Genomic DNA, 14,289 nt, shown 5'->3' with positions numbered 1-14,289 from the left:
ATCAGGCCCTTCCCGCTTGGCGGCCGGATATGAAGCGAATGCGATAGAGAATGAGTGTATCGCAAGCGAGAACGAAGAACAGGATCATGCCCTGAAACACGCGTGCAGATTTTTCCGAGATGCCGATGGAAACCTGTGCGGCTTCGCCCCCAAGATAGGAAAGCGCCAGTACAAGACCGGCTGCAATCGCTCCCAACGGATTGAGACGCCCCAAAAAAGCGACGATGATTGCTGTGAAGCCATAGCCCGGCGAAATTACCGGACGGAGCTGGCCGATGGCACCGGAGGTTTCCGCAATACCGGCGAGGCCAGCAAGGGCACCGGAAACCGCGAAGACGAAGAAAACAATCTTGCCTGCGCTGAAACCCGCAAAACGGCCTGCCCTCGGGCTCTGGCCGATAACCTTGACCTCAAATCCTTTCAGCGTGTGCTTGAGCAGAAACCAGACGACAACCGCTGCAACAAGCGCAAAGATGAAGCCCCAATGCGCGCGCCCGGACGCACTCCAGATTTCCGGCAGAATAGCGCTATCGCTGAACTGCCGGGTTTCCGGGAAATTATATCCTTCTGGATTGCGCCACGGCCCACGCACCAACCAATCCAGGAACAGCTGGGCAACGTAGACGAGCATGAGGCTGGTCAGAATTTCATTGGTGTTGAAACGCACTTTCAGCAAAGCGGGAATTGATGCATATGCCGCCCCGCCTACCATCCCCATCAGCATCATCAAGGGCAGAACCACCCATGACTGCAGGTCGGGAAACATGACGGGCAGGATCGAACCCGCTATGGCACCGGTGATGAACTGCCCTTCAGCACCGATATTCCAGTTATTTGACAGGAAACACACGCAGAGGCCGACAGCAATCAAGATCAGCGGCGCGGCCTTAACGAGCAGTTCATGCCACGACCAGATGTCGAACAAGGGCTCGACAAAGAAGACGTAAAGCGCATGCAGCGGCGCTTTGCCCATCAGCGCAAAAGCAAGACCGCCGAAAATCAGTGTCAGCGACAATGCTAACAATGGCGACAAGGCACTGAAAAGTCTCGACGGTTGCGGGCGTTTAACGAGTTCGATCCGCATCATGCAGCTCCCGCCTCTCCTGAGATACCGCCCATCAAAAGACCGATCTTTTCGAGCGTTACATCGGCAATCGGCATAGGATCGGAAAGCTGGCCGTGATTCATAACGGCAATGCGGTCGCTGATCTCAAGAAGCTCATCGAGATCCTGACTGATGACAAGAACTGCGGAACCGGAACGCGCAAGATCGACGAGCGCCTGACGGATATGCGCTGCAGCACCGGCATCCACGCCCCACGTCGGCTGGTTCACGACCATGACCGACGGTGAGCGGTCGAGCTCACGACCGATGATGAATTTCTGCAGATTTCCGCCGGAAAGTGCGGACGCAGGCGGATTTTCGGCGCTCTTGCGCACATCCATTCGTTCAACGATGCGTTTCGCAGCCGACCGAAGTGCACTTTCTGCGATCAATTTCATTTTGCCGCCGCGCAGGAAGACTTTCGCATCGGTCTTGTACCGGGACAGGAACAGATTGTCGGTCAATGTCATGGTCGGGACCGCACCATGACCAAGCCGCTCTTCCGGAACGAAGGCTGCTCCCATCATGCGCCTTTCGCTGATGCCGGCCTTGCCTGCATCTTTCCCGCGAATGAGCACATTCGATGAATTCGACTGCAGCACTTCACCGGAAACAGCCTCGAAGAATTCGCCCTGCCCGTTACCGGCAACACCCGCAATGCCAACGACTTCGCCAGCGGCAACCGAGAGAGAAATACCTTTGAGCGCGGTCGAAAACGGTCCGCGCGGCGGTTGTGACAGTGACCTGATTTCAAAAAGCGCATCGTTACCGACATTTGCTACCGCGATGGGGCTGCGTGCCACAACGTTGATATCATTGCCAACCATCATCCGGGCCAGCGATGCGGCGGTTTCTTTGCGTGGGTCGCAATGCGCGACGACCTTACCATGCCGCAACACGGTAGCTCGGTCACACAGGCGCTTCACTTCCTCCAGACGATGGCTGATATAGAGGATCGACTTGCCTTCGACCTTCAATCGTTCCAGCGTTTCAAACAGCTTGTCGGCTTCCTGCGGCGTCAGCACCGAAGTTGGCTCATCAAGGATGATGAGATTCGGTTCCTGAAGAAGGCAACGCACGATTTCGATACGCTGACGCTCGCCAACCGACAGATCGCCGACATGAGCCTGCGGATCGACTGGAAGACCATAAGTCTTGCCAACCTCCCGCGCACGCTTTGCGACCTCCCAAAGCGATAGTGAGCGGTCGAGCGACAAGGCGATGTTTTCGGCGGCAGTAAGTGAGTCGAACAGAGAAAAATGCTGGAAAACCATACCGATGCCGAGTTTTCTTGCAGCGGCAGGTTCGTCAATCGTGACGGGCTGTCCCTTCCAGACAATTTCGCCTTCAAGGGGCTGAAGCGCGCCGAACAGCATTTTCACGAAAGTGGATTTTCCGGCGCCGTTTTCACCCAGAAGTGCGTGAATCTCACCTTCCCCGATGGTGAGGTCGACACCGTCGCAGGCCCGCAGCTGACCAAATACTTTCGTGAGCCGGCGGACGTCCAGAAGAGGCCGGTCGGTTAAAGGAGCTGTCATTGTTCCCCAATTGTATTTTTGAGCGACCTTATCCAGCAACTTTGCTCTTGAAAAGCCCAAAAGCAAACAGCGGTGGACATATGCACACCGCTGCAATCATCACCCATATCATGGAAGCAGAATCGTGGTTCCTGTCGTCTTGCGAGCCTCCAGATCCTCATGCGCTTTGCTCGCATCCTTGAGCGGATAGGTCTGGTTGATTGCTATTTTGACGGCTCCGCTTCCCACCACATCGAAAAGCTCTGCGGCTGTCCTTTCGAGGTCCGCCCGCTTGGCAATATAATTGAACAGGGTCGGGCGGGTCGCGAACAACGAGCCTTTCTGCGCCAGAATGCCGAGATCGAACGGCGGAATGACGCCCGATGACTGGCCGAAACAGGCAAACATGCCAAGTGGCTTCAGGACGTCCAGCGATCCCATATAGGTATCGCGGCCAACAGAATCGTAGACCACATCCACGCCCGTGCCATTGGTCAGTTCACGCACCCTTTCGGCGAAGTTTTCGGTGCGGTAGTTGATGACATGGTCGTAGCCATGCTGTCTGGCCAGCGCGATCTTTTCTTCTGATCCAGCCGTACCGATAACGGTGGCACCCAGAAGCTTCGCCCATTGCCCTGCAATGAGCCCCACACCACCGGCAGCAGCATGAAACAGGATCGTCTGCCCCGGCTCCACCTTGAAGGTACGCCGCAGAAGATATTGCGCCGTCATGCCTTTCAGCATCATGGAGGCGGCAGTTTTCAGATCGACATTATCCGGGACTTTGACCAGCCGATCAGCAAGCAGAATGCGCTCGTCCGCATAGGAACCCGGCGTTGCGACATAGGCAACGCGGTCGCCGACGCGAACCTCATCAACACCGGGACCAACCGCTATGACCGTCCCTGCGCCTTCATTGCCGGGTGTAAAAGGCATTTGGGCCGCCTTGTAGAGCCCGGTGCGAAAATAGACGTCGATGAAGTTGAGGCCGACAGCTTCGTGGCGCACCTTCGCCTCACCAGGACCAGGCTCACCTATCTCGATCTGTTCATATTTCATGACTTCCGGCCCACCGGTCTGATGGACGCGAATGGCGTTGATCATCATGCTTCTCCACTCTTCTTTGCGGCATCTGCTTTCTCAGCCGCGATGACAGTGGCAGTCCGCCCCAATCCCGGGAAAAACTGCATGACAGCGCCGATGAAGTAGATGTAGAGGCCCGTCACGGATATGCCGACGCGGACCCATAACGGCGCGTCCAGAGTATAATAGAGAGCAGCCGCGCCAAAAGCACACCAAAGCAGGAAAACCGTAAGATTAAGCGGGCGCAGCCGCACAACCCGCACTGGATGCAGGAAGTTGATCGGCAGGAACGACAGGATCGCCGACACGACAACCGTTGCGAAGGCAACCCACTCACCCGGCCTGACGATGAAGAGAGTGAATACCACCATGTTCCAGACGACCGGAAAGCCCTTGAAGAAGTTCTCCTTCGTCTTCATGCCGGTATCGGCATAATAGATCGCGCTCGATACGACGATGATGGCACCTGATATGAACGACAGATACGTTCCCATGAAGCCGCTTTGATAAAGCGCGAAAGCCGGTATCAGAACATAGGTTACGTAGTCGATGATGTTGTCGAGAAGCTCTCCAGACCAGTTTGGCAGAACATATTTGACTTCGAGCTTGCGTGCGATGGGACCGTCGATGCCATCGACGAAAAGCGCCAGCCCCAACCACCACCACATCGCTGTGTAGCGCCCGTCACTGGCCGCCACTATGGAAAGAAACGCCAGAAACGAACCCGATGCCGTCAGAAGATGAACCGAAAACGCCTTGGCTTGCGGTGCGGTGACTTTTTTGGCTTTGAGTTTTCCGGTCAGTCTGGTTTTCACGCCGTCCGCCATTTCAATTTATCGCCGCGCATATCCCGCCCAAGACATTTCCTACAGCATCGGCTCGAAAATCGGAACCGATTTTCGAAAGGCACGGTGCATAGATTCAATATGTTAGAGCGTCCTTTGTGCGCCCGGAAAGACGCACAAAGGACGCTCTAACGCGGCAAGTACATTTCATCTATAGGGGAACGCGTACACCAAACAAACTGACGTCCCCCACCCTCAAGATCAATCCCGGAGCCTTCCACCAAGGAAAGCCATGATCCTACAGCAGCTTTCCCTGAATAAGCACAAAAGAGCAAGTAAGGCGTGAGGCAAATCCGCCATAATCCCACGGAAGAATGGTCTTTGGGCTACATTTCGGGTTAAGTGCGGGTCAAACGCACCCGGCTGGAATCATCAGACGATGCGATATGTGTAGCGAACGGTTACGAGGTCCGTACCGCCGGACCAGGGATGAAACACGATGAACGATCTTGTTGTGAACAAACCTCTCACCGATATTGTCATCAGCGGCAGCGGTCCTGCCGGAATGATGGCCGCTCTGGCACTTGGCGCAAAAGGCTATCGCACCGTGTTGCTGGGACCGGAGACCGACAAAGGTGATCGTCGCACCACGGCGCTCATGATGCCTGCCATCCGACTGCTGGAAGGGCTGGGCGTTTGGTCGGATATCGAGCCGGAAGCGGCAGCTCTTGCCTCCATGCGCATTATCGACGCGACGCGGCGCCTCGTGAGAAGCCCTGTCGTGACCTTCCGCGCCGGCGAAATCGATGAAGTCGCATTTGGCTACAATATCCCGAATGCCGTGTTGAACGAGAAACTGGCAGAGGCCGTCGCACGTAGTCCGAATGTTCAACGCATCAATGCCTCAGTTATCGAGTATCGCCATAATGGCAACCATGTCACCATAACACTTGCAAGCGGCGACACGTTGCATACACGGCTGGTCGTTGCGGCGGACGGGCGCAATTCCATGGCTCGCGAAGCGGCAGGCATCCGCACGCGCCGCTGGAGCTATCCGCAGACAGCCGTCGTGCTTTCCTTCTCGCATAGTGTCGATCATGAAAACATCTCGACGGAATTTCACACCGAAGAAGGCCCATTCACTCAGGTGCCATTGAAAGGCAAACGCTCAAGTCTTGTCTGGGTGGTCAATCCGGCTCGTGCCGAATCGCTTCTCGCGCTTGATGAAACTGCGCTCGCTGCACGCATCGAGGATATGATGCAGTCCATGCTGGGCAAGATCAGACTCGAAATCAAGCCGCAGGCCTGGCCCCTTTCAGGCCTCGTGCCTCACGTCTTTGCGGCCAAGCGCACAATCCTGATCGGCGAAGCCGCGCACGTGTTCCCGCCAATCGGCGCGCAAGGCCTCAATCTTGGTTCACGCGATGTCGAAACGCTGGTCAAGGCGATCGAGAGTGATCCTGTCGATCCCGGCTCGGATCAAGTCATTCGCGCCTATGACCGCGCAAGGCGCCCAGACATTCTGGCCAGAACCGGCTCGGTCGATGCACTCAATCGTTCGCTTCTCTCCAGCATACTTCCGGCACAGATCATGCGTGGCGTCGGGCTGGAAATGCTTCGCTCATTCGCGCCGTTGCGCGCGTTCTTCATGCGTGAGGGCCTTCGCCCCGGCAGCGGTTTCACGCATTTTCTTCCGAAACTCCCGAGCCTTCCGGATCGACGTAACGGAAGGCGCCCCGACTAGAACACTCGTCTGGTAATCCAAGACATCAAACTGAAAGAATTGCCGGCTCCCGCCGACTTTAATTTGTCTCGCGGTGAACTACATAACGTTGCATGGGTATGACACAGATAAAACACGCGAAATTTCAGATCGGTCAGGTCGTCAAGCACCGGTTGTTCCCGTTCCGCGGGGTTATCTTCGACGTGGACCCCGAATTTGCGAATACGGAAGAATGGTATGAGTCCATTCCGGAGGAGGCGCGCCCGCATCGCGACCAGCCTTTCTACCATCTACTCGCTGAAAATGCGGAGTCCGAATACGTCGCCTATGTGTCGGAACAGAATCTTGTACCGGATTTAAGCGGCGAGCCTCTACGCCACCCCCAGATCGAGGATATGTTCGATCGGCTGGACAATGGCTCCTATCGCGTAAAATCACAGCATTCGAACTAAGATAGAGCTTTCTTCTAAAGTACAGTTGAAACCAAAAAGGGGCGCTCGAAGCGCCCCTCTTTTATAACAGGTAGTAGAACAGCTTAGTTCGCTGCGCCCTTTGCCTTGTCCTGTTCAGCCTTCATCTTGGCTTCGAAATCCTTCTGGCGCTTCTGGACGGCGTCCTGAAGTTCCTTCTGGCGTTCTTCCAGTTCCGACTGCTTGAGAGCCGGGCCGGTCAAGGCGCCGGAGAAACCGGTGAGCGCGACCGGAATCGGGTTCGGCTTGTTCTGATAGTTGACCGAAGTCAGGGTCAGCTTGCCGCCCTTCTTGAGTGCATTGATGAGATCGTCGGTCAGCGGAGCTTCGGCAATGCAGCGATCCGGGAAGCAGATACCGTATTCGAGTTTGACTGGCTTGTTGTTGTCGATCTGAAGGCCGACGCCGGCAGGAATCAGGCGACCGATAGGAACAGTCACCTGGAAGATCTTGCGGTTGATCTTGCCTTTGATCTCGATGAGATTGACGGCGGTCAGGAGCTGGCCGGAATCCGCAGTGACGATGTTCTGCGTGTTGCAGATGTCATTGTCTTCCTGCTTCGAGCAGACCTTGAACCAGCCCTGTGGCGGCTGCTGTGCCGATGCAGGCATCGTCGCGGTGGCAAGCAGGGCGAACGCGCCAGCAATGGCAGATGCGGCAGCGATTGTCTTCGTGCTGGACATGATCAACAGGTTCCTTTCAACGCTCTGATCTATAGTTCCCGTTCTGTATTTAAGTCAGCGATAGACCGTCACTGGTTTGAAAATGCGGCAACAGCGTGACCTTGGGGATTTTGGACCCCATCAAGGCCCTATCCGAGCCTAGTTCGGAGCCGTGTTACAACGACTAGGGGTATGAATCCAGATGAGTTTCGACATTCCGCGCGCGGAATCCGCCAAAATCTTTATTTTAGCCCCTACTGTCACGTGACGGACACGCCCTAATTCCGCACATAATGTACGATCATGCTAGTTTCCGGTTCCGAATCGACGCTTCCGGGCGACGACCATCAAACTTATTTACAATGGACGATTGAAGTTGAACGGATTGATTGCCTTTCTCCGCAAATTGGTTCTTGCGAGCCTTACCGGAGCTGTCGTCGGCGCGGTGCCGGCGCAGGCGATAGCCGAAGCACAGCCGGACTATGCACTCTCCATGCATGGGGACGTGGCGTTACCAGCTGACTTCACCCATTTTCCATATGCCAGCGCCAACGCACCCAAGGGCGGCGCGCTCACGATGGGGGTTGTGGGCACGTTCGACAGCCTCAATCCATTTGTGCTGAAAAGCATGCGCACGACAGCGCGTGGCCTGTTCGGGGATGTCGATCTCGGTAATCTGGTCTATGAAACGCTCATGCAGCGCTCGCGGGATGAACCATTTACCCTTTACGGCCTGCTGGCTGAGAAAATTGCTGTCGACCCGGAGCGCAAATGGGTTGAGTTCACACTGAATCCAAAAGCGAAATGGTCGGACGGCCAGCCGGTTACGGTAGACGACGTGCTTTTCACCTATGAAATCCTGACGGAAAAGGGACGACCTCCCTACAACAACCGGATGAGTCGCGTCGAAAAGATCGAAAGGACGGGTGAGCGCTCCGTTCGCTTCACCTTCAACGACAAGTCGGACCGCGAGTTCCCGATGCTGATCGCTTCATCGATGCCGGTGCTGCCCAAGCACGCCATCGACCATGAAACCTTTGGCAATTCCTCACTGAAACCACCAGTCGGCAGTGGCCCCTATATCGTTTCCAGCGTGCAGCCCGGTCAGCGGATCATCTACAAACGTAACCCTGACTATTGGGGCAAGGAACTACCGTCGCAGCGTGGCCTCAACAATTTCGATACGCTGACGATTGAATACTATCGAAACGAAACGTCCCTGTTTGAGTCGTTCAAGAAAGGTCTCCTTGATGTTTTCATCGAAGCAAACCCGACACGCTGGGAAAAGCTTTATGATTTCCCGGCTGTAAAACAAGGACGGGTCATCAAGGACAGCTTTGAAAAAGGCACGCCAGCCAACATGCTGGGTTTCGTGTTCAATACACGTCGCCCGATTTTCGCCGACCGTCGCGTTCGGCAGGCGCTCGGGCTGCTGTTCGACTTCGAATGGGCAAACCGCAACCTCTTCGCCGATCAATACCGACGCACACAGAGTTTCTGGGAAGGTTCGCAACTTTCTTCCGTCGGCAAGCCAGCCGATACCCGCGAGAAACAGCTACTGGAGCCGTTCCCCGAGGCCGTTCGTGAAGACGTCATGAATGGCACATGGCACCCACCCGTGACGGACGGCAGCGGCCATGATCGCACGCCGGCAAAAAAAGCCTATGACCTGCTGACGGAAGCCCGTTTCCACTTCGAACATGGCCTCGCCGTCGATGCATCCGGAAAGCCGCTGACATTTGAGATCATGACGCGCTCGCCCGACGAAGAAAAAGTCGCGCTGGCCTATAAACGCAATCTCGCACGACTGGGTATCACGGCCGAAATACGCACCGCAGATGACGCTCAATATCAGCAGCGCCTCCAGACATTCGACTACGACATGATTCTCGGCGCGCTGACGGGATCACTTTCGCCCGGCAACGAACAGTGGATGCGCTGGGGCGCAGCCTCACGCGATGTTCAGGGAAGTTTCAACTATCCAGGCGTGGCTGACCCGGCTGTCGACGCAATGATCGAAGCTTTGCTGGCAGCAAGAAGCCGGGCTGATTTTGTGAGCGCCGTGCGCGCGCTTGATCGCGTGCTTATCTCCGGTGACTATTATATTCCGCTTTACCACCTGCCCTACCAGTGGGTGGCGCGCTGGGATCGTATAGAACATCCGCAAAAGACGTCACTCTATGGCTATCAGCTGCCTACATGGTGGCGCGCGAAGCAATGACCGGGCTCTAGAGCGCATCTTGAAAGTGCGAAGCGGTTTTCGGACCGAGATGCACGAAAAACGAATGGATAGAGCATTTCCAATGATTCAATCAAAACAGGAAATGCTCTATTGTTGATGTAATTCGCCCTACATGCACCCGATATATGATGGATATTCGACGGGAGGCCGAGCCTCCGGTTCCTGCACGGAGACACCTGCCATGGCCACCAGAAAGATAACCATTGATGTCGTATCGGACGTCGTCTGCCCTTGGTGTTTTCTAGGACGCAAGCGCTTGGAAGCGGCTCTTGCCGTGGTGCCCGACGTAGAAGCGGAAGTGCGGTGGCGTCCCTTCCAGCTTGACCCTACCCTGCCTCCGCACGGCAAGGATCGCCAAAGCTATATGCGGGAGAAATTCGGCAGCAGCTCAAAGATCGATGACATCCACAAGCAGCTGACCCAGCTCGGCGAAGAAAACGGTATCGTCTTCGATTTTGATGCGATCGCCCGGGCACCGAATACGCTGGATGCGCATCGTGTCATCCACTGGGCCGCACAGGCTGCCCCGGATACGCAGGATCGGATGGTCGGTCTGCTGTTCTCGCTCTATTTTGAGCAAGGGCAAGACATCGGCGACCATGAAGTGCTGGTCGATGCCGCGGCGAGCGCCGGCATGGACGCAGCCGTCGTCGCCCGTCTGCTGGAAAGCGACGCTGACAAGGCGACGATCCGCGAGGAAATCGACACCGCCAACCGCATTGGCGTGCGCGGCGTTCCCTGCTTTATCATCGATCAGAAATATGCCGTCATGGGCGCGCAAACTGCCGATGCTCTAGCCGACGCCATTCGCCAGACAGCGGAAGGTTTCGAGCCGGGGATGACCGAGGATCGATAGACTGATTTGGCGGCGGGTTAGCCCGCCGCGATTTTCGCCATTTGAGTCATGATAACGGCAGCGCCGTTGAGGCGTTTTTCCGGTGTCGGCCAGTCGCGGATGAACACAATGCTCTGATCCGGCCTGATCTTGGCCATAGAGCCCTGCTCGCCGATCATCTTCACCAGACCGACCGGATTGTTGAACGTCGCGTGACGGAACTGGATGACGACACCCTTCGGACCGGCATCCAGCTTCTCGACATTGGCGCGACGGCAAAGCGCCTTGATATAGACGATCTTGAGCAGATGCTGCACTTCTTCCGGCATCGGGCCGAAGCGGTCGATGAGTTCTGCGCCGAATGCGTCGATATCCTGCGGCTCTTCCAGATCGGCAAGGCGCCGATAAAGGCCAAGGCGCAATTGCAGATCCGGCACATAGGCTTCCGGGATCATAACCGCCGTGCCAATGGCGATCTGCGGCGACCACTGGCTATCTTCCACTTCGCCGGAACCCTTGAGCGTCGCGACCGCTTCTTCCAGCATCTGCTGATAAAGCTCGAAACCGACTTCCTTGATATGGCCCGACTGTTCCTCGCCCAACAGATTGCCCGCGCCGCGAATATCCATGTCGTGGCTGGCAAGCTGGAAGCCTGCGCCAAGCGTATCCAGCGATTGCAGCACTTTCAGGCGACGTTCCGCCATCTGCGTCAACATCTTGCCCGCCGGCAGCGTGAAGAGTGCGAAAGCGCGCTGCTTGGAGCGTCCGACACGGCCGCGCAGCTGATAGAGCTGTGACAGACCGAACATGTCGGCGCGGTGCACGATCATCGTGTTTGCAGTCGGAATATCGAGGCCGGATTCCACGATCGTCGTGGAAAGAAGCACGTCATACTGACCGTCATAGAAGGCGTTCATGATATCGTCGAGCACGCCCGGCGCCATCTGACCATGCGCGACGGCGACTTTCAGTTCCGGCACATGCTCTTTCAGAAACTCTTCAATATCACCCAGATCGGAAATGCGCGGGCAGACATAGAAGCTCTGGCCGCCGCGATAACGCTCGCGCAGCAGCGTTTCGCGAATGACCAGTGGATCAAACGGCGAAACGAAGGTGCGCACCGCCATGCGATCCACCGGCGGCGTGGTGATGAGCGACAGTTCGCGCACGCCGGTCAGTGCAAGCTGCAAGGTGCGCGGAATTGGTGTTGCCGACAGGGTCAGCACATGCACGTCGGATTTCAGCTCCTTGAGCCGTTCCTTGTGCTTGACGCCGAAATGCTGCTCCTCATCGATGATGAGCAGACCGAGATTCTTGAATTTGATCGAATTGCCGAGCAGCGCATGGGTGCCGACGACAATATCGACGGTGCCCTCTTCCAGACCTTTCTTGGTAGTCGCAAGCTCCTTCGTGCCAACAAGACGGGAGGCATGCGCGACATTGATCGGCAGACCATGGAAGCGCTTCGAGAAGGTTTTGAAATGCTGGCGTGATAGAAGCGTCGTTGGCACGACGACCGCAACCTGAACGCCGCACATCGCGGCGATGAAGGCCGCGCGCAGCGCCACTTCCGTCTTGCCGAAGCCGACATCGCCGCAGATCAGGCGATCCATCGGCCTACCAGCTGCAAGATCGTCAGCCACCGCTTCGATCGCCGTCATCTGGTCTTCGGTCTCGTCATATGGGAAGCGCGCGGAGAATTCCGCATAAAGCCCATCCGGCGGCGTCATCACCGGCGCACCGCGCATCTGGCGCTCGGCGGCGATCTGGATCAGATGGCCTGCAATCTCAAGCAGTCGTTTCTTGAGCTTGGCCTTGCGCATTTGCCATGCGCCACCGCCAAGCTTGTCGAGAACGGCCTCGGAGCCTTCCGAGCCATAACGTGACAGAAGCTCGATATTTTCGACCGGCAGGAACAGCCTGTCATCACCCGCATAATGGATTTCAAGACAGTCGTGGGGGGCGCCCGCTGCGGTGATGGTCTTGAGGCCGATGAAACGCCCTATACCATGATCGACATGGACAACAATATCGCCAGCCGTCAGCGAAGCCACTTCTGAAATGAAGTCCTGATCGCGCTTGCGGCGCTTGGACCGGCGGATAAGACGGTCGCCCAGAATATCCTGTTCAGCAACGACTGCGAGATCGCCGGCATCAAAACCGCTTTCCACGGCCAGTACCGCAGCGGTGACCTTGTCGCGCGACAAAGCCTTGACGGTTGAAAGTCGGTCAACCGTCTCGATCTTTTCCAGCCCGTGTTCGTCGAGAACCTGCAACAGACGGTCGAGCGAGCCTTCCGTCCAGGCAGCAACCAGCACTTTTTTGCCGGAGGCGCGCAGATCGGCGATGTGCTTCACTGCTGCTTCGAACAAGTTCACATCGGTTGCGGCCCGTTCCTCGGCGAAATTGCGGCCCTTATGCGCATCGGCATGAACGATGGTGCGGTTCGATACTCCCGGCGCGCCAAAAGGAGTGAGGTCGATGCGCAACCCACTCGCCTGGACGGCATCTTCAACCGCCTGCGGCGTGAGATAAAGGGTTTCCGGCTTGACCGGCTTATACGGAACGGCCTCGCTGCCTGCTTCCTTGCCTTCCGCCTGACGCAGCCGGGATTCGTAGTGATCAACGACCATGGTGTGGCGCTCGGTCAGCGCCTCATGCACCAGATGATCAAACACCACCGGCATGCCGCCAGCATGGTCGAAAACAGTTTCCAGATGATCGTAAAACAGCGGCAGCCAGTGTTCCATACCGGCAAAGCGACGGCCTTCGCTGATCGCCTGATACAGCGCGTCGTCACGCTGCGGCGCGCCGAACATCGCCACGTAATTCTTGCGGAAACGGCTGATCATGTCGGGCGAGAGCGTGATTTCGCTCATCGGCTGCAGAACGAATTCCTTGCGTGTGCCCGTCGTACGCTGCGAAGCGGGATCGAAAGCGCGGATCGTTTCCAGCGTATCGCCGAAGAAATCAAGCCGCAGAGGTTCTTCCGCACCCGGTGCGTAAAGATCGAGGATACCGCCGCGCACGGCAAATTCGCCAATATCGCGCACGGTTGACACACGCTCGAAGCCGTTGCGCTCCAGCCGCGAAGCCAGATCGTTCATGTCGAGCTGGTTACCGGGGCGCGCCGAAATCACCTGTTCGGCAATGGCCGCTTGTGGCGGCAGTTTTTGCAGCACGGCATTGGCCGTCGTCAGAACGATGGCCGGATGCGGTGTTTTCTTGAGCGCCGCCAGAGCACCGAGCGCGGTCAGTCTGCGCGCCGATGCGTCGGCACCGGGCGATACGCGATCATAGGGCAAGCAGTCCCATGCGGGCAGATGCAGCACCGGCAGGTCTGGCGCGACGAAGCCCAACACCTGCTCCAGATCCGCAATGCGCTGCCCGTCGCGCACGATATACATGAGTGGCCCGCGTTCACCGATCTCGTCCACCAGACGCGCGAGACAGAACGCCTCGAAGCCATCGGCAACACCGTCGATGACGATGTGACGTCCGGCCTTCGTATCCGTATTGGGCTTGAGACCAAATTTGCTGAAAACGGGCATGGATTTCTTAAAACTCTATGCGGTCACGGAAAGCAACGATATCGCGGAACAGCGGCGTGTCATGTTCTGCGGGGATAGGGCTTTCACCCGTCACCCATTTAAGAAGATCACGATCCAGCACTTCCAGAATCTGTTCGAACTCATCCAGCTGGGGATCGGTGAAGCTGACAATATACTCATCTGCATATTGGCCCAGAATCAAATCCATCTCGCGCATACCGCGATGCCAGGCACGAAACAAAAGCTTGCGACGCCGTACATCCAGATTTCCCGTCGCAAGTGTGCTGCCAGTCATGTCGGAACTGCTCCATTTATC

General features: G+C 56.7%; 11 protein-coding genes. 4 read left to right on the top strand and 7 right to left on the bottom strand.

Going from position 1 to position 14,289, the window contains the following annotated elements:
* Position 1: 1 nt before the first annotated feature.
* The 4 genes from CQZ93_RS19995 to pcsA form a co-directional block, all read right to left on the bottom strand.
* Complete coding sequence (locus CQZ93_RS19995) at positions 2-1,084, bottom strand: ABC transporter permease (RefSeq protein WP_105545237.1); 1,083 nt, start codon at positions 1,082-1,084, stop codon at positions 2-4.
* Positions 1,084-2,643, bottom strand: coding sequence for an ABC transporter ATP-binding protein (locus CQZ93_RS19990; protein ID WP_105544302.1), 1,560 nt, complete (start codon positions 2,641-2,643; stop codon positions 1,084-1,086). Before CQZ93_RS19990 ends, CQZ93_RS19995 begins: the two co-directional genes overlap by 1 nt.
* A gap of 108 nt (positions 2,644-2,751) precedes the next feature.
* On the bottom strand, positions 2,752-3,726 hold the full coding sequence (locus CQZ93_RS19985) for a quinone oxidoreductase family protein (RefSeq protein WP_105544301.1): 975 nt from the start codon (positions 3,724-3,726) through the stop codon (positions 2,752-2,754).
* Complete coding sequence (pcsA, locus tag CQZ93_RS19980) at positions 3,726-4,532, bottom strand: phosphatidylcholine synthase (RefSeq protein WP_105544300.1); 807 nt, start codon at positions 4,530-4,532, stop codon at positions 3,726-3,728. Before pcsA ends, CQZ93_RS19985 begins: the two co-directional genes overlap by 1 nt.
* A gap of 457 nt (positions 4,533-4,989) precedes the next feature.
* Here pcsA and CQZ93_RS19975 point away from each other — a divergent pair, with 457 nt between their 5' ends.
* Complete coding sequence (locus tag CQZ93_RS19975) at positions 4,990-6,234, top strand: UbiH/UbiF family hydroxylase (protein WP_105544299.1); 1,245 nt, start codon at positions 4,990-4,992, stop codon at positions 6,232-6,234.
* A gap of 92 nt (positions 6,235-6,326) precedes the next feature.
* A complete protein-coding gene (gene hspQ, locus CQZ93_RS19970; RefSeq protein ID WP_105544298.1) occupies positions 6,327-6,665 on the top strand; it encodes a heat shock protein HspQ in 339 nt (112 codons plus the stop codon).
* A gap of 83 nt (positions 6,666-6,748) precedes the next feature.
* On the opposite strand, the gene CQZ93_RS19965 is transcribed toward hspQ, so the two are convergent.
* On the bottom strand, positions 6,749-7,366 hold the full coding sequence (locus CQZ93_RS19965; protein ID WP_105544297.1) for an invasion associated locus B family protein: 618 nt from the start codon (positions 7,364-7,366) through the stop codon (positions 6,749-6,751).
* Positions 7,367-7,721: 355 nt separating this feature from the next.
* Between CQZ93_RS19965 and CQZ93_RS19960 the strand changes: the two genes are divergently transcribed.
* On the top strand, positions 7,722-9,566 hold the full coding sequence (locus CQZ93_RS19960; protein ID WP_181153442.1) for an extracellular solute-binding protein: 1,845 nt from the start codon (positions 7,722-7,724) through the stop codon (positions 9,564-9,566).
* A 202-nt stretch (positions 9,567-9,768) separates the two neighbouring features.
* Positions 9,769-10,443 carry a DsbA family oxidoreductase gene (locus CQZ93_RS19955; RefSeq protein WP_105544295.1) on the top strand — a complete coding sequence of 225 codons (675 nt, stop codon included), beginning with the start codon at positions 9,769-9,771 and terminating at the stop codon, positions 10,441-10,443.
* A gap of 17 nt (positions 10,444-10,460) precedes the next feature.
* Here the strand turns inward: CQZ93_RS19955 and mfd are convergent, their stop codons facing one another.
* Positions 10,461-13,973, bottom strand: a complete 3,513-nt coding sequence (mfd, locus tag CQZ93_RS19950; protein WP_105544294.1) for a transcription-repair coupling factor — start codon at positions 13,971-13,973, stop codon at positions 10,461-10,463.
* 7 nt (positions 13,974-13,980) lie between these two features.
* Complete coding sequence (locus CQZ93_RS19945; RefSeq protein ID WP_105544293.1) at positions 13,981-14,268, bottom strand: FAD assembly factor SdhE; 288 nt, start codon at positions 14,266-14,268, stop codon at positions 13,981-13,983.
* Between the last annotated feature and the right edge of the window lie 21 nt (positions 14,269-14,289).

This window comes from Ochrobactrum vermis, from assembly GCF_002975205.1.
GTDB classification, from domain to species: Bacteria; Pseudomonadota; Alphaproteobacteria; order Rhizobiales; family Rhizobiaceae; genus Brucella; species Brucella vermis.
Note: the sequence above shows the minus strand (reverse complement) of the source record. Positions and strands in the feature narration are given on the sequence as shown.